General features: G+C 72.1%; 19 protein-coding genes. 4 read left to right on the plus strand and 15 right to left on the minus strand.

Annotated elements, in window-relative coordinates; all coding sequences use genetic code 11:
• Positions 1 to 4 precede the first annotated feature (4 nt).
• Genes pcaC through N8J89_RS22935 form a run of 3 tightly spaced genes read right to left on the minus strand, consistent with a single transcriptional unit; the run spans position 5 to position 2,305 of the window.
• Complete coding sequence (pcaC, locus tag N8J89_RS22925) at positions 5 to 385, minus strand: 4-carboxymuconolactone decarboxylase (RefSeq protein ID WP_283659049.1); 381 nt, start codon at positions 383 to 385, stop codon at positions 5 to 7.
• Positions 378 to 1,154, minus strand: a complete 777-nt coding sequence (gene pcaD / locus N8J89_RS22930) for a 3-oxoadipate enol-lactonase (RefSeq protein WP_283659050.1) — start codon at positions 1,152 to 1,154, stop codon at positions 378 to 380. The genes pcaC and pcaD overlap by 8 nt, the downstream gene beginning before the upstream one ends.
• On the minus strand, positions 1,151 to 2,305 hold the full coding sequence (locus N8J89_RS22935; RefSeq protein WP_502868321.1) for a lyase family protein: 1,155 nt from the start codon (positions 2,303 to 2,305) through the stop codon (positions 1,151 to 1,153). Before N8J89_RS22935 ends, pcaD begins: the two co-directional genes overlap by 4 nt.
• Here N8J89_RS22935 and N8J89_RS41985 point away from each other — a divergent pair.
• A complete protein-coding gene (locus tag N8J89_RS41985; RefSeq protein ID WP_502868322.1) occupies positions 2,189 to 2,692 on the plus strand; it encodes a pentapeptide repeat-containing protein in 504 nt (167 codons plus the stop codon). The genes N8J89_RS22935 and N8J89_RS41985 overlap by 117 nt on opposite strands.
• A 16-nt stretch (positions 2,693 to 2,708) precedes the next feature.
• On the opposite strand, the gene pcaG is transcribed toward N8J89_RS41985, so the two are convergent.
• From pcaG to N8J89_RS22970, 7 genes are read right to left on the minus strand one after another with little or no spacing between them, the layout of a single operon-like run.
• Entirely contained in the window at positions 2,709 to 3,260 is a 552-nt protein-coding gene (gene pcaG / locus N8J89_RS22940) for a protocatechuate 3,4-dioxygenase subunit alpha (protein WP_283659052.1), read from the minus strand.
• Positions 3,257 to 3,997: a protocatechuate 3,4-dioxygenase subunit beta gene (pcaH, locus tag N8J89_RS22945; protein ID WP_283659053.1), complete on the minus strand. Its 741-nt coding sequence runs from the start codon at positions 3,995 to 3,997 to the stop codon at positions 3,257 to 3,259. Before pcaH ends, pcaG begins: the two co-directional genes overlap by 4 nt.
• A 17-nt stretch (positions 3,998 to 4,014) precedes the next feature.
• Positions 4,015 to 5,190 carry a 4-hydroxybenzoate 3-monooxygenase gene (locus tag N8J89_RS22950; protein WP_283659054.1) on the minus strand — a complete coding sequence of 392 codons (1,176 nt, stop codon included), beginning with the start codon at positions 5,188 to 5,190 and terminating at the stop codon, positions 4,015 to 4,017.
• 51 nt (positions 5,191 to 5,241) lie between these two features.
• The gene (locus tag N8J89_RS22955; RefSeq protein WP_283659055.1) at positions 5,242 to 6,018 is read right to left on the minus strand and encodes an IclR family transcriptional regulator; all 777 of its coding nucleotides are present in this window, start codon (positions 6,016 to 6,018) and stop codon (positions 5,242 to 5,244) included.
• 2 nt (positions 6,019 to 6,020) lie between these two features.
• The gene (locus N8J89_RS22960) at positions 6,021 to 6,740 is read right to left on the minus strand and encodes an SRPBCC family protein (RefSeq protein ID WP_283659056.1); all 720 of its coding nucleotides are present in this window, start codon (positions 6,738 to 6,740) and stop codon (positions 6,021 to 6,023) included.
• Entirely contained in the window at positions 6,740 to 7,357 is a 618-nt protein-coding gene (locus N8J89_RS22965; protein ID WP_283659057.1) for an ArsR/SmtB family transcription factor, read from the minus strand. The genes N8J89_RS22960 and N8J89_RS22965 overlap by 1 nt, the downstream gene beginning before the upstream one ends.
• A 48-nt stretch (positions 7,358 to 7,405) precedes the next feature.
• Positions 7,406 to 8,578: a lipase family protein gene (locus N8J89_RS22970; protein WP_283659058.1), complete on the minus strand. Its 1,173-nt coding sequence runs from the start codon at positions 8,576 to 8,578 to the stop codon at positions 7,406 to 7,408.
• A 236-nt stretch (positions 8,579 to 8,814) separates the two neighbouring features.
• On the opposite strand from N8J89_RS22970, the gene N8J89_RS22975 reads away from it, so the two are divergent.
• Positions 8,815 to 10,002, plus strand: a complete 1,188-nt coding sequence (locus N8J89_RS22975) for a PucR family transcriptional regulator (protein ID WP_283659059.1) — start codon at positions 8,815 to 8,817, stop codon at positions 10,000 to 10,002.
• 3 nt (positions 10,003 to 10,005) lie between these two features.
• On the opposite strand, the gene N8J89_RS22980 is transcribed toward N8J89_RS22975, so the two are convergent.
• The 4 genes from N8J89_RS22980 to N8J89_RS22995 form a co-directional block, all read right to left on the minus strand.
• A complete protein-coding gene (locus N8J89_RS22980) occupies positions 10,006 to 10,380 on the minus strand; it encodes a phage tail protein (protein WP_283659060.1) in 375 nt (124 codons plus the stop codon).
• Between the two features lie 128 nt (positions 10,381 to 10,508).
• Complete coding sequence (locus tag N8J89_RS22985; protein ID WP_283659061.1) at positions 10,509 to 11,057, minus strand: hypothetical protein; 549 nt, start codon at positions 11,055 to 11,057, stop codon at positions 10,509 to 10,511.
• 629 nt (positions 11,058 to 11,686) lie between these two features.
• A complete protein-coding gene (locus N8J89_RS22990; protein ID WP_283659062.1) occupies positions 11,687 to 12,325 on the minus strand; it encodes a hypothetical protein in 639 nt (212 codons plus the stop codon).
• Positions 12,326 to 12,402: 77 nt separating this feature from the next.
• Complete coding sequence (locus N8J89_RS22995; protein WP_283659063.1) at positions 12,403 to 13,677, minus strand: DUF6801 domain-containing protein; 1,275 nt, start codon at positions 13,675 to 13,677, stop codon at positions 12,403 to 12,405.
• 235 nt (positions 13,678 to 13,912) lie between these two features.
• On the opposite strand from N8J89_RS22995, the gene N8J89_RS23000 reads away from it, so the two are divergent.
• Positions 13,913 to 14,239 (plus strand): acyl carrier protein, encoded by a 327-nt coding sequence (locus N8J89_RS23000; protein ID WP_252484906.1) that lies wholly within the window; start codon positions 13,913 to 13,915, stop codon positions 14,237 to 14,239.
• Positions 14,236 to 15,066 (plus strand): alpha/beta fold hydrolase, encoded by an 831-nt coding sequence (locus tag N8J89_RS23005; RefSeq protein ID WP_283659064.1) that lies wholly within the window; start codon positions 14,236 to 14,238, stop codon positions 15,064 to 15,066. Before N8J89_RS23000 ends, N8J89_RS23005 begins: the two co-directional genes overlap by 4 nt.
• On the opposite strand, the gene N8J89_RS23010 is transcribed toward N8J89_RS23005, so the two are convergent.
• Positions 15,020 to 15,346, minus strand: a complete 327-nt coding sequence (locus tag N8J89_RS23010; RefSeq protein WP_283659065.1) for a winged helix-turn-helix transcriptional regulator — start codon at positions 15,344 to 15,346, stop codon at positions 15,020 to 15,022. The genes N8J89_RS23005 and N8J89_RS23010 overlap by 47 nt on opposite strands.
• Between the last annotated feature and the right edge of the window lie 13 nt (positions 15,347 to 15,359).

The raw sequence follows: 15,359 nt of genomic DNA on the forward strand, positions 1-15,359 counted from the left end.
ACGGTCAGGGTTCCTCGATCTCCCGCAGCACCCGCTGGGCCACCGCGTAGGCGGCGTTGGCCGCGGGCACCCCGGCGTAGACCCCGGTGTGCAGCAGCACCTCGCCGATCTCGGCCGCGGTGAGCCCGTTGCGCACGGCCGCGCGCACGTGCAGCGCCAGCTCCTCGTGGTGCCCGAGCGCGGTGAGCAGGGCCAGGGTGAGGCAGCTGCGGGTGCGCCGGTCCAGGCCGTCCCTGGTCCACACCGAACCCCAGGCGGACTCGGTGATGTAGTCCTGGAACGGCGCGGTGAACTCGGTGGTGCTCGCCACCGCCCGGTCCACGTGCGCGTCACCGAGCACCTCGCGCCGCACCCGCATGCCCTCGGTGTGGCGGTGGTCAGTCATCGCGGCCTCCCAGGTGCTCCAGGATCAGACGGGTGAACTCCGCGGACCGCTCCAGGCTGCCCAGGTGCGCGGCGTGCTCGACCACCTCGAACCGTGCGCCGGGAATCCGGTCGGCGATCAGGCGGCCCTGCTCGGGCGGGGTGGCCGGGTCCTCCGCACCGGAGATGACCAGTGTCGGCGCGGTGATCCGGGGCAGTACGGGCAGCAGGTCCATCCGCTCGATCGCTCCGCAGCAGGCGGCATACCCCTCGGCGGGCGTCGCGGCCACCATCGCGCGCAGCTCGGCCACCAGCTCCGGGTGCCGTCGCGCGTAGTCCGGCGTGAGCCAGCGCCCGACCACCGCCTCGGCCACCGCGCCCGTGCCCTCGGCGCGCACCAGCCGGGCCCGGTCCGCCCAGCCCGAGCGCGGGTTGAGGTCAGCCGAGGTGCAGCACAGCACCAGCCCGCGCACCCGCTTCGGCCGGAACGCCCCCAGCCACATGCCCACCATGCCGCCCAGCGACAACCCGGCGAAGTGCGCCTCCGGCAGGTCCAGCTCATCCAGCAACGCGGCCGCATCCGCGCCCAGCGCCGCCAGGTCGTAGGGCCCCGGCGGGGTCAGCGACTCGCCATGCCCCCGGTGGTCATAAGTGATCACCCGGTACCCGGCCGCGGCCAGCGCATCCACCTGCGGCCGCCACATCCGCCGATCGCTGCCGAGCGACCCGGACAGCACCACCGGCGGCCCGTCCACCGGACCCGCCACCGAGTGCGCGGGAAGGATCGTCACCTGTCCTCCTCCTGCCAGGCCGCCAGCGCCCGGTCCACGAACAACCCGGCGCTGCCCACATATCCCGCCGGATCCAGCAACTCCGCGATCCGCTCCGCCGACAGGTGCTCCCCCACCACCGGATCCGCGGCCAGCACCGCGGCAAACCCGCCCTCTGCCGCCGCCTGCCGGGCGCACCGGGCGACCGCGTCATGCGCCGCCAGCCGTCCGACCTCGTCCACCAGCGCCGAGGTCACCCGCTCGGCCAGCAACAACCCGCCGGTGCGGTCCAGGTTCGCCCGCATCCGCCCCGGATCGACCCGCAACCGCGCCAGGCTCTCCGCCACCCAGTGCACCGCCGACCCGGTCACCCTGGCGAGCTCGGTCAGCGGCCGCCACTCGGCATGCCAGTTCCCGGCCGCCCGCTGGTACTCCTGCGGCCGCACCGCGAAGACTGTGGCCACCAGCCCAGGCGCCTGCGCCGCCGCCCCCGCGGCCAGCACCGCGGCCACCGGATTCCGCTTGTGCGGCAACGTCGAAGACCCGCCACTGCCCGGCGGCCCCTCCTCGAACACCTCACCGACCTCGGTCTGCGCGAGCAGGACGATCGTGCGCGCGATACCCTTAGCAGCCCCGGCCACCTCACCGAACGCGGCAGCGATCGCGGTCAGCCGAGACCGCTCGGTGTGCCAGGGCAGAACAGGCTCATCCAGTTCCAGCTCACGAGCGAGAGCAGCGAGCACCGTAGGCCCGCTGTCCTCCAACGAGGCGAGCGTGCCAGCCGCACCGCCCAGCTGAGCCGCGAACCGCAAGCCGCGCAACCGATCCCGGGCAGCCGTCAGCGCGGACAGCCAGGTCGCCGCGGTGAACCCGAAGGTCACCGGCAACGCCTGCTGCCCCAGCGTCCGCCCGGCCTGCGGCGTGTCCCGGTGGGCAGCCGCCAGCTCCGCGGCCCGCGTCCCCGCTATGTCCACAGTGGACAACAGCGCGCGGGTCGCGCCGCGCAGCACCAGCATGGCCGCGGTGTCCAGCACGTCCTGGCTGGTGGCACCCTGGTGCACGTACCGGCTCGCCGCGCCACCAACCCGGGCGGTGAGCGCGCGCACCAGTGGCGCGGCGGGGTTGCCCACGCCGGACGCCTCGGCACCGATCTCCGCCGGATCGATCTCCACAGCGCCGATCTCCGCTGGGCGAGCCTTCGCAGCGCCGATCTCCGCCGGGCCAAGCTGCGCCGGATCACCGCCCGCCACATCACCAGCCGCTGGATCAGCGGCCGCTGGATCGCGCGCCACGGGGTCACGGGCGGCCGGATCGCGCGCCGGGTCCCGGACCGCCGAGTCCCGAGTCACCGAGTCCCGGGCCGCCGAATCCCCGACCGCTGGGTCCCCGACCGCCGGGTCCCGAACCGCCTGATCACACGCCCTGGCAATGGCCGCCGCGTGTTCCGGCGCGAGCAACCCCACCTCCGCCTGCGCCGTGGCCAGGGCGCGCTCGAAGGCGAGCATGGCGCGCAGCCACGCCCGGTCCCCGACCTCAGCTCGCACCGGGCCGGCCGCTGACAATCCGTCGAACAGGTCAGACATCGAAGAACACGGTCTCCTGTCCGCCCTGCAACCGCACGTCGAACCGGTAGCCGTCGCCGGTCCGCTCGGCGATCAGCGTGGCCCGCCGGTGTTCCGGCACCGAGCACAGCACCGGGTCGCTGCGGTGCGCCTCGGTGTGTTCCGGGAAGTAGATCCGCGTCACCACCCGGTGCAGCAACCCGCGCGCCAGCACGGAGACGTCGATGTGCGGAGCCTGCACCAGCCCAGCCTCAGCCGGCACCGCACCCGGCACCACCGTGCGGATGCCGTAGCTGCCGTCGGCCGCCGTGGTGCAGCGTCCGAAGCCGCGGAACCCCGGTGCGGCCACCGCGCCGCGGGGATCGGCCGGGTGGTTGAAGCGCCCGTCCGGATCGGCCTGCCAGGTCTCGATCACCGCGTCGGGGACCGGCTCGCCCGCGCCGTCCCTGACCGTGCCCCGCAACCATACCGCATCCGGCATATTCGGTGAAATCGCGTCCGGGCCGTCCGGCCACGCCAGGCCGAGGGCGAGGTAGGGGCCGACGGTCTGCGACGGGGTGCTCATTCGTCCTCCGCCTCGTCCTCGAACACCGAGGAGTCGCTGCCGCGCAACACGATGTCGAACTCGAAGGCCAGCGCCCAGTCCGGCCGGGTGCGCGCCAGGTCGAAGCGGGAGACCATGCGCTGGCGGGCGCGTTCGTCGGGCACCGAGTTGAAGATGGGGTCTTGGCCGAAGAGCGGATCGTCCGGGAAGTACATCTGGGTGACCAGCCGCTGGGTGAACGCGGTGCCGAACACCGAGAAGTGGATGTGTGCGGGCCGCCAGGCGTTGTCGTGGTTCTTCCAGGGATAGGCGCCCGGCTTGATGGTGGTGAACTCGTAGCGGCCCTCGTCATCGGTCAGCGTGCGGCCGGTGCCGTCGAAGTTCGGGTCCACCGGCGCGGGCCAGCGGTCCCGCACGTGCTTGTACCGCCCGGCCGCGTTGGCCTGCCACAGCTCGATCAGCGAGTTGCGCACCGGCCTGCCGTCGCCGTCCAGCAGCCGCCCGTGCACGATGATCCGCTGGCCGTGCGGCTGGCCGGCGTGCTGGCGGGTCAGGTCGTTGTCCAGCGGGCCGAGGCGGCCAGGGCCGAGCAGCGGGCCGGTCACCTCGGTCAGCCGGTGTGGCAGCACGACCAGGGGTTGCTTCGGGTGGCGCAGCGCGGTGGAGCCGTAGCCCGGACTGTCCAGCGGCGGGTGGGTGCCCGGCGCGTCCCTGCGGTAGCGCGGCAGCGCGAGCCGCCGCCCCTCGGTGGTCGACATCGTCTCCCCTTCTGACCTCAGCAGCCGATCGGCAGACCGGCGTAGTTCTGGGCCAGCTCGGTGGCGGCCGCGGTGGAGGTGCGCACCGCGTCGAGCTGGGCGAGTTGCAGGCGGGCGTCGAAGTCGTCGCCGTGCCGGTGCAGCATGGTGGTCATCCACCAGGAGAAGTGGGTGCACCGCCAGACCCGGCGCAGCGCGGTGTCCGAATAGGACTCGGCCAGCCCTGGTTTGCCGTCCACCAGCCAGGCCACCAGCGCGCGGTGCAGCAGCACCACGTCGGCCACCGCCAGGTTGAGGCCCTTGGCCCCGGTGGGCGGCACGATGTGCCCGGCGTCCCCGGCCAGGAACAGGCGGCCGTGCCGCAGCGGGGTGGCCACGAAGCTGCGCATCGGCAGCACGCTCTTCTCGGTGATCGGGCCGGTGGTCAGCTGCCAGCCGCCGTCACTGGCGCCGAGGCGGGTGGCCAGCTCGGTCCAGATCCGCTCGTCCGGCCATTCCGCCAGGTCCTCGCCGGGACGCACCTGGAGGTAGAACCGGCTGACCGTGCTGGAGCGCATGCTGTGCATGGCGAACCCGTCGGTGTGCCAGGCGTAGATCAGCTCGTCGGTCGAGGGCGGCACCTCGGCCAGCACACCCAGCCAGGCGAAGGGGTAGTCCCTGGTCCAGGTCTCGCGCAGGGGCGAGGGCAGCGCGCGGCGGCTGGGCCCGTGGTGGCCGTCGCAGCCCGCGATGACCTCCGCCTCGACCTGGCGCGGCTGCCCGTCGGCGTCGAGGAAGGTCACGTGCGGCGCCTCGCCGTCCACCTCGTGCAGCTCGACCTGGCTCGCGCCGTAGAAGGCGGGCCGGCCGGCGTGCTCGCGCGCGGCCATCAGGTCCTTGGTGACCTCGGTCTGCCCGTACACCGACACCGAGCGCCCGACCAGGTCGACGAAGTCCACGTGCTCCCGGTGACCGGGCCACTGGAGGTAGATCCCGCGGTGCCGCAACGCTTCTGCCCGCAGCCGCTCGCCCACCCCGGCATCCCGCAGCACCTCGACCGTGCCCGCCTCCAGGATTCCGGCCCGGATGCGCGACTGCACGTGCTCCGCGCTCTGCCGCTCGATCAGCACCGAGTCCACGCCGTCCAGGCCGAGCAGGTGCGAGAGCAGCAGACCGGCGGGCCCGGCGCCGATGATGACCACCTGGGTGCGCATCCACTCCCCTTTCTCCGTGGACGCACCTTCGCCGCCGCGAGCAGCGAACAGCTACCTCACTTTCATTGAATGAGACACTAGTGGTGCGCCGAGGGCGCGCGAAATGCCCCGCGCCGCGGTTTGCAGCGCGGGCAGGTGGCCCGGCACCGCGGCGTCGTCCGGCATGATCACCGCCAGGGCCGCGGCCACCTCGCCGTCCGGGCCGCGCACCGGCGCCGCGATCCCGGTGACCCCGTCGTCGATGAACCCCCGGCACAGCGCGAACCCGCCGCGCCGCACGTCGGCGAGGAAGGCGCGCAGCCGCGCCGGATCGGTGATGGTGCGCCGGGTGTAGGCGCGCAGCGGCGCGGCCAGCACCGACTCCTGCAGCTCCACCGGGGCGTGCGCCAGCAGCACCAGCCCCGCCGAGTTGACGTGCAGCGGCAGCCGGCCCGCGATCCGGATGACATTCTCCACCGCACCCGGGGCGGACAGCCGCTCCACGAACAGGACTTCGCGACCCTCCAGCACGCCGAGCTGGGTGTGGTGGCCGACCACCGCCTGCAGGTCCTCCAGGAACGGCATCGCCGCCTCGCGCAGGCTCAGCGCGGGCGAGGCCCTGGAGGCCAGCTCCCAGATCCGCAGGCCCAGCCGGACGCTGCGGTCGGGTTCGCGGTGCAGCCAGCCGTGCCCCACCAGCTCCTCGATCAGCCGGGAGGCGGTGGGCACGGGCAGGCCGGCCCGCCGGGCGATCTCCGAGACCCGCAGCGCCGGGGTGTCCGAGCCGAAGGTCTCGAAGATCCGCACCACCCTGGCCAGCACGGACTCCCCGGCCGGCGAGTTGGCCACGCTCAGCCCTGCGCCGGGTACAGGCCGTGCAGCCACCGCGCCCACGCCTCGTCGGCGGCGGCCCGGTCGACCGGGGTGTAGACGTGGTGGCCGACCGCGATGGTCATGCCCAGCGCCGCGCGGCCGTGGAAGCGGTACAGCCCGTCCTCGGTGCGCACGGCGAGGAAGTCGCCGTCGGGCTCCTCCACCCAGTCCACCACGCCCTCGATCGGCGGCAGCCCGGCCGGGGTCAGCCGCACCCGCTCGCCCAGCGCGGGCGCGCGGTCCAGGCCCAGGCCGCGCAGCAGCACCGGCCAGGCCTCCGGCTTGGCCGAGACCTCCGGCCCCTCGGCGGTGAGGTAGACCGCGGGCCGTCCGGCGAAGTGCCGGAAGTACTCGGCCAGGGTGTGCAGGTACATGTCCCAGCCGCGGCTGGTCATGCCCTCGTACTCCGCGCCCCAGTCATCGCCGAGGAAACCGCTGTGCACGAACCGCAGCACGGTGCTGCCGCCGTCCCTGGCCTCGATCAGGTACTCGAAGGCGTGGAAGGAGCCGTCCGGGCCGGCCGGCGTGGTGATGGACAGGTGCGCGGGTGGCTGCCACACCTCGCAGGCGCCCGCATCCGGCGCGGGCTGGGCCATGAACCAGGCCTCCATGCCCGGTCCGGTCGCGATCGCGTCCCACACCTGTTGCGAGGTGGCCGCCAGCTCGACTTCCTTGCGCAGCTCGAACTTCCGTCCCATCAGGACTCCTTGCCAGTGTTGTCGTCCTCGGCGAGCACCGGTCGCACGCTCGGGTGCACGGCCACCAGCACCCGGTGCGTGCGGCCGCCCGCCGCTGTCTCATCGTGGTACTTGCCCACCAGCCCTGCCACCGCAGCGGCCAGCTCACGGGCGAAGGCGGCCCGGCGCTCCGCCGAGGCGAACCTGATCTCGCCGTCCAGGGCGTAGGTGGCCACCGGCTTGCCCGCCTTGCGGCTGCCGGTGATCAGGTGGCCGACGTCGCGGACCAGCCGGGCGGCCAGCGCGAGCAGCCAGCGCGCGGAGAGCTGGTCCGGCGAGCGCGCCGGATCGGGCTGCACCGCGCCCAGCGCGGCGGGCGAGATGACGTAGGAGGCGGCGGTCGCGCGCAGCACCCGCTCGGTGAAGTTGCCCTTGCGGCGCTCCTCCACCAATTCGACCAGGCCGTGCTTCTCCAGTTCCCGCAGGTGGTAGTTGACCTTCTGCCGGGCCACGCCCACCCGCGCGGCCAGCGAGCTCGCCGAACCGGGCTCGGCCAGCTCGGCGAGCAGACGCGACCGCAGCGGATCCAGACTGCTCTCCGCCGCGGCCGCGTCCTCGATCACCGCAACCTCATCCATGCGGCCATCGTGGCTTGGACAAATTTTTTTGTCAAGGGCTCCCGGTGATCAGCACCCGGAGGTGGCGGGCTTGCCGGCGAACCGGTCGGCGAGGAACTGGTGGGCGGCCTCGTTGCCGGTGTAGACCAGGGTGATGTGGTCGCTGGGGTAGCCCTGCCAGCGCGCGTTGACCCCCAGCCGGCAGTAGGCGGCGAAGAGCTCCTTGGCCTGCGGCGGGTACACCAGGTCGTCGTTGTCACCGTGGTACTGCAAGACCGGGACCTGGATCTTGTTGCCGCCCAGCTTGTTCTCCCTGACCCTGGCCAGCCAGGGCGGGGTGAGCACCGGGCTCGTCGTGGTGTGGTCGGCCAGCCTGCCGTTGGGGTACCAGGTGAGCAGCTCCACCGTGCAGGCCTCACGCTGCATCCGCGCGTACTCCGACCGCCCCTTGTCATTGAGGTAGTCGTCCAGCTTCAGCTCCGGATAGGCCCGGTCCAGGCCCATCAGCGCGGTGGCCAGCAACCCGTAGCCGCGCTTGCCGTCCAGCGGCAGCGCCACCTGGATCAGGTCCGCGGGGACCCCGCCACCGACCACGCCGACCAGGTTCAGCTCCGGGGCGTAGGACGGCTGCAGCTCCCCCGCCCACATGGCCGCGCCGCCGCCCTGGGAGTAGCCGCGCAGGGCGACCTTGGCGTTGGCGGACAACCCGGTTCCGGGCAGCCGCAACGCCGCCCGGACCACGTCGAGCACCGCGGTGCCCATCGAGCGGCCGACGGTGTAGGTGGTGCGCGGCTCCGGCCGGTAGCCCTCGTAGTCGGTGATGGCCACCGCGTAGCCGCGGGTCAGCAGGTCGGTCACCGCGGGCTGCTCGTACAACGCGCCGACGTCGATCATCCGCGAGGGCGTGCAGCGGAAGGCCGGGCCGTGCGTGCCCACCGCCAGGCCCACCACCGGCGCGGTCTTCGCATCGACGTCCTTGGGCACCAGCACGGTGCCGGTCACCGCGTGCCGCTGGCCCAGCGCGTTGGTGGACAGGTACATCACCTGCCAGGCCTTGGCCTTCGCCCTGGTCGGCGGGTTGTCCGAGACCCGGGAGCGGACGAGGTCGCCCGGCGCGCCCGCCGGCAACGGGTCCGGCGGCTGGTAGAAGCTGTCCTCCGCGAGGGCTGCCGGCGGCAGCAGCGCCGCCAGCAGCAGGGCGCTCAGCAACGCCGGCACAACGCGGCGAATGGAACGTGACATCGCTCGACCTCCGAGCCGCACGACTTGGGGAAAACAGGGAATTGGCCAGCTGGCCGACTCCGCAAAACTACCACCGACCGCACGGCACCCGAAGTACTATTCTTTGTCATCACCTCACAAAACCACCGCCGGAAACACGCACCCCACCACGAGGACCTCACACGATCAGGCGACGTCTCTCGACAGAGAAACGTTCACATTTGACAGAATTGGCGGCGCGCAAGCTAATACACGGTATGCGTCTGGCGAGTCGACTCTGGTCGACCATCCCCAAGGAGTTCGCCCGCCCGTTCCGTCCGCACGTGGCGCGCATGACCGCGGACATGATCCAGGAGATCCGGCGCGCGGTGCCGGAGTACGAGGCGATGCTGGGCAGCGAGCACGAGGCGGTCATCGTCGAGGCGATCGAGAAGGCCATCCTGTACTGCATCGACCACATCGGCGACCCGAAGTTCCGCAGTGACGAGTGGGCCAGCTACCTGCGCCACCGGGGCATGGTGGAGTTCCACGAGGGCCGCAGCGCGAACGCCCTGCAGACCGCGTACCGGGTCGGCGGCAAGGTGGCCTGGCGGCACGTCTCCGCGGTCGGGCAGAGCTTGGGCGCGCCGCCGGAGTTGCTGTTCACCGCCGCCGAGGCGATCTTCGCCTATGTCGAGGAGCTGTCCGCGCTGGCGGTGGACGGCTACACCGAGGCTCAGCGCAGGGCCGCGGGCAGCCGGGAACGCAGGCGCCGCCGCCTGCTGGAGCTGATCCTGGCCGACCCGCCGCCCTCCCGGCGGGTGCTGCTCCAGCACGCCGAGGCGGCCCGCTGGACCGTGCCGGAGACCGTGGTCGCGGTGGCCCTGGAACCCCGCGGCGACCAGCACACGCTCAGCGCGCCCGCGCTGGCCGCCGAGGTGCTGGTCGACCTGGAGGGCGAGCTGCCCTGCCTGGTCACCGCCGATCCGGAACGGCACCTGCGCGACCTGGCCCGCAACCTCAACGGCTGGCGGGCCGCGGTCGGCCTGCCGGTGCCGCTGGCCGAGGCGGCGGTCTCGCTGCGCGGCGCGCGCCGGGCCCTGCGGCTGGTGCAGCGCGAGCTGCTGCCGGACCGGCCGGTGACCTGGTGCGCCGACGAGCTGCCCACGCTGTGCCTGTTCGCCGACGAGTTCCTCATCGGCGAACTGGCCCGGCGCTGCCTGACCCCGCTGGACGACCTCACCCCGAAGCAGCGCCGCCGCCTGGCCGACACCCTGCTGGCCTGGCTGAGCAGCCGCCGCAACGCCCTGGAGATCGCCGCGGACCTCGATGTGCACCCGCAGACCGTGCGCTACCGGTTGCACCAGCTGGAGCGGCTCTTCGGCGACCAGCTCACCAACCCGGACCAGCGGCTGGCGCTGGAGCTGGCGTTGCGGGCGGAGCGGCTGCTGCACCCGCACCCCTGAGGGTCAGTGGTACTCCACGCTCATCGACTCCGCGGACATGGTCAGCTCGGCGATGGCGACCTGGTCGTGCCGGGTGTCGAAGCTGGGCGCGGCGATCCGGGTCGGGAAGGCGCTGCGCACCCGCCAGGTGACCAGCAGCTCGGGGCCGGGATCGTTGGTCAGGCTGATCGACAGGTCCCGCTCCGCCACTCGGTCGCCCCAGGCCGTGCCCAGCCAGTTCCACAGTTCGCCGCGCACCGCGCACACCCCCCGGGTGAGCGTGAAGTCGACGTTGTGCCGCCGTGCCCCCAGCGGTTCTCGCCCGGTCTGCAGGCCAGTGACCCGGACAAACGCCATCACGTCGCCGTCCACCGCCACCCGGAACCGATAGGACGGCATCGGGGGACGCCTAGTGGTCAGTTCGGACGACGCGCGCATGGGGTGCCCTCTCACCTGGACAAAGATCAGTGCCCCCAGCATGCGACGACGGAGCGTGACGCCGCCGTGACGTGGCGCACAAAGCGGCCTCAGTTCCGCAATCGCAACGTCGTGACCAGTTGGTTGTCCGGTCCTGACACCAGGCCGGAGAACAGCGGGCTGAGGTCCTCCCGCACCCCGCACCCGGTGAACGGCGGGATCCGGAACACCGAGGTGTAGCGGTAGTCGGTGTTCGGCAGGATCGGCAGGTCCCCCACCAGCCGGACGACCATCGGCTCCTCGGTGCGGCAGTCGGGGCCGACATCGAGGGGCAGGCCGGCTTGATGGACGTCGCGCAGGCGCAGCCGCAGGTTGACCGTGATGTCCAGCTTGCCGCCGGGCAGCGTGCCCGCCGCGGGGCCGACCGGCTCGAACTCGACGGTGGCGGTGGAGGGCACGAAGCCCAGCACGACGAAGTAGGACTTGCTCGGCGGGATGGCCAGGGTGCCGGTGAGCTTGCCGGTGCCGAGGTTGACCGTGGTCTGCATGACGCCGGGCGCGGTGGTCAGTTCGGAGCCGAGCTTGCGGATCCGGGAGGTGGTGCGGACGTCGTGGCGCAGCTCGATGTCGGCGGCCGGGGACGCGCCGGGGATCAGCACCGGTGGGCAGGGGCCGGGGCTCGGGAGCGGGCTTGAGCTCGGACCGGGCGAGGGACTGGGCCGCGTGCTGGTGACTGGCGGTGGAGCGGAGCTGGTCGTGGAGCCGGGGCTGCTCGACGGGCCGGGACTGGTCGATGAGCCGGGACTGGTCGTTGGACCGGGGCTGGTGGTGGGACCGGGGTTGGTGGTGGGACCGGGGTTGGTCGTGGGACCGGAGCTGGAGGTTGCGCCGGGGCGGGCGGGGTCCGACGGCGTGGACTGCCCGGCTGCCTGCGCGGGGCGCGCCGACCCCGGGGCCGTCGGAGACCCCGGGATCGGCGCGGTGGGTGTGGCCGACGGCTCGATGGCGGACCGAACCGTCGGCTGGTCACCAGGCAGTGGTGCCTGGCGCTGTGGGGAATCAAGCTGGGGGGACACAAGCTGGGCTGCCGAGGGCGGCGCGGGGAGCGCGCTGGTCAGGCACGGGCTTGCCTGACCAGCGTCACTCCCCTGGCCCGGATCGGTGGTCAGCAGTGCGTTGTGCTCGGCGGGTGCGGCGCCGGCGGTGATCACCACGGCTGTGGTGGCCAGGACGGTGGCGAGACCGGTCAACCGCCATCGCCACTGGTGGGCGGCATAGGACTCCCTGGTCATTTCTGGGCCGGGATCTTGGGGAACTCGGCCAGCTGGTCGGGGGTCGGCGGGTCCACCACAACCGGGGCGCCCCAGTCGCGGTAGCTCGCCGAGACGGTTCCGATCGACGCCCGCACCGGCCGGTCGTGTCCGTCCAGGACCAACTGGATCCTGTGACCGGCTGGCACGGCAACTTCGTAGCTCACACCTTCGGGTGAGGTCTGCGCGGTGGCCAGGGTGGCGCCGGCCGGGACGAGCTTGCGCGGGTCGGACAGGTCGCGGATCCGGTCGGCCACCTCGGCCATGGGTTTGGCCAGCTCAGCGCCGTCGCCGGAGAGGCGGAGCCAGGGCTTGGCGCCCGGTGCGCGGTGGTCGTCGGGGATCCGGACGAAGGACGCGTCGGGCAGGAACGCGTACGTCACCGGCTGACCACCTTGCTGGGTCAGCTCGCACCGGGCGCTGGTGGTGTCCCGGCGGCAGGCGGCCCGGCCGGTCACCCCCAGATCGAGGTCCACCGCGACGGACTTCTGCTTCTCCGCAGCGGTGGTGATGGCCCTGGACAGGGTGTCGGCGTCGGGGTGACCGGGCGCGGCGGCCGGGCTGCCGCAGGCGGTCAGGAGGAGCAGCGCGAGCAGGCTGGGGATGGTGGCACGCATGGCGGTCTCCGGCAGGTTGGGTTGGGACCCGGGCGCGGACGGGCTGGCGGCGTCGCCGTCCGCACCCGGGAGTCGGGCTACTTCTTCTTCAGGTCGAGCGTGATCGAGTTGCCGGGGCCGGAGGTCACGGCGCTGACCACATCGGTGATGAAGGTGCCGCAGCCGGCGAACTTGGCGATCTCGTAGTCGCCGGTCAGGGTGCCGCCGACCATCGGGTTGAAGTTCGGGCCGGAGGTCAGCGCGATGTCCGAGGGCTTGGTCGTCTTGCAGGTGTCGCCGATGACCACCGGGATGCCCCACACGCGCACGTCGGGCAGCTTGATGGTGACCTTCGAGTTCGACTTGACCACGCCGCCGGTGAACGTGCCGGTGGTCTTGCCCTCGGGCACCAGCTCCACCACGGACTCGGTGGGCAGGAAGCCGAAGAGCTTGAAGCTGGCCTTGGTCTTGGGCAGGGACAACTCGCCGGAGAGCGCGCCGGACTGCAGGTTGACCTTGGCGTCGAAGTTGCCGGGGCCGAGCACGACCGCGGTGTTGAGCTTCTTGATCTGGGACTTGCCGTTGAGGGCGTAGCTGATCTCCAGGTCCGACGGCGGGTTCGACGTCGTGGTGGTCGGCTGGGTGCTGCTGGTGGTGGTGCTGGTCGGGCTGGTCGTGCTGCTCGAGGTGGTGGTGGGCGTGGTGCTGCTGGTCGTGCTGCTGGTGGTCGTGGTGGTGGTCCCGCCGCCGGGCGGCAGCACGTCGACCTCGTAGAGCCTGGTCTTCTGCGGCGGCTCGGTCTTCTTGATCGTGCAGGCCGAGTCGAAGGTGCCCAGGCCGGTCGGCGTGCCGTCGGCCTTGAGCGGGGTCAGCGTGGTCAGGAAGTCACCCACGTCGATCGTGGTGCGGCCCGGGTTGGGCAGCGCGAAGGACGGGGCCTTGCCCTTGGCCACCACGTCGAAGGCCCCAGCGTCCGGGATCGGGGTCTTCGGGAAGGTCATCGGCACCTTGAGGTCCAGGGCGAGCCCTGCGTTGTCCAGCTTGGTGTCGGCGGTGGCCTTGCCCTCGATGGTGGCCGCGGAGACCAGCTTCAGCCCCGCGGTGGCGTCGGCCGGGACGGTGGCCACCGCGGTGACCTCGACCTCCGGGGTGGGCTGACCGGCCACCGGCTTGTCCGGCAGGCCGACCACGGTGATCTTGACCGACATGTCCTTCACGCCGATCAACGGGAACGGGCAGCTGTACACCAGGGTCAGCTCGGCCGGGGGTGCGGCCACGCCGGTGCCCGCGCCCGCCAGCACACCGGCGGCGGTCAGCATCGCCCCGACGGTCACCGTGGCCAGTGCCCCGGCAAGCCTGCTGCGATTGTTCATCTTCATTGACTCCTCATCGCACGGGATTGGCTCACCCCACCCAACGGCATTCGAGAAGGCTGGTTACGGGAAATTTTCCGGACTTCTATTTCTTGTCAACGGGCGCTAATCCATGATCATCGTGATTGTCATCGAGTGCGCACACACAAAAGGCCCGACGTTTGGGTGTTGACCCACTTGATTATGCGGCAATAACGTCCGCCGGACCCGTAACCGATTCGAAAGGCTTATTTCCATGCCCGAAGTAGCGATACCGGTCGCGGTGGACGCCGACGAGGTGCTCGCCGACGTCGTCGAGATGATCCGGACCCTGCTGGCGCACTACGGCCTCGAGGACGTGGCCATCGGCCGCTGGTGCCGGTTCCACGACGACCTGGACCTGGAGAGCATCGACCTGGTCAAGCTGGCCACCGCGCTGCGGGACCGCTACGGCGAACCGGTGAACCTGGCCGCGTTCCTGGCCGGACTGGACCTGGACGCGCTGATCGGGCTGACCGTCGGGCACCTGGTCGACTACATCGTGGCCGCGCTGCGCGCCGCCGGAACGGAGCAGCGCCGGTGACCCTGTTGACCGTGTGCGGCCTGGACACGCACGTGCAGCGGATGCTGCCCAAGGGCGACCGCCCGGAGGCGCCGCTGGTGGTGTGCGTGCACGGCATCCTCACCGACAGCCTGGCCAGCTACTACTTCACCCTGGGCCCGGCGCTGGCCGCCGCCGGGTACGAGGTGCTGATGTACGACCTGCGCGGGCACGGCCGCAGCCACCGCCCGGCCACCGGCTACCAGCTGGAGCGCTTCGTCGGCGACCTGCGGCACCTGCTGGACCGGTTGCAGGTGCGCCGCCCGGTGCACCTGATCGGCAACTCCTTCGGCGGCACGGTCGCCTTCGGCCTGGCCGCGGCGAACCCGGAGCTGGTGGCCAGCCTGGCCTTCATCGAGTCCGAGCCGGCGCTGGAGCCGTGGCGGCCGAAGATGGCGGCCAACCTGGCCAGGGCCAAGCGGGAGCTGGTGCGCGAGGAGTCGCTGGCCTGGATCGCCACCGAGTACAACCCGCACACCGCGCGGCTGGCCAAGGGCGCGGCGAAGTTGTTGCACAGCACCACGATCGCCGAGGACATCCCGGACAGCGAGGTGCTCGACGAGGCGAGGGTGGCCGCGATCGAGGCGCCGGTGTTCGGCATCTACGGCGACCGCTCGGACCTGGCGGTGCAGGCGCCGTGGCTGGAGGGACTGCTGCCGCGCTGCCGCACGGTGGTCATCCCGGACCAGGAGCACTCGGTGCTGATCGAGCGCACCCCGCTGACCAAGGCGCTGCTGCTGGAGTGGCTCAACGAGCACGCGCTCAGCGCACCGGCAGGTCCCGTTCCGCCCACTCGGCCATCGCGGTGAACACCGGCCGCAGCCGGTAGCCCGCCTCGGTCAGCTCGTACTCGACCCGGGGCGGCACCTCGGCGTAGGCGGTCCGGGTGAGCAGCCTGGACCGCTCCAGCCCCTTCAACCGCGCGGAGAGGGTCTTCGGGCTGATGCCGGGCAGCGCGGCGCGCAGCTCGGTGAACCGCCGAGGGCCCGCCAGCAGCTCGCGGACCACCAGCGTGGCCCACGGTCCCTCCAGCACGGTCAGGAACCGGGCGATCGGACACTCCGGCAAGGTGTGGTCCGGCTCACTCATCCAAACTCCGTTA

The sequence above is a fragment of the Crossiella sp. CA-258035 genome (assembly GCF_030064675.1).
GTDB lineage: Bacteria > Actinomycetota > Actinomycetes > Mycobacteriales > Pseudonocardiaceae > Crossiella.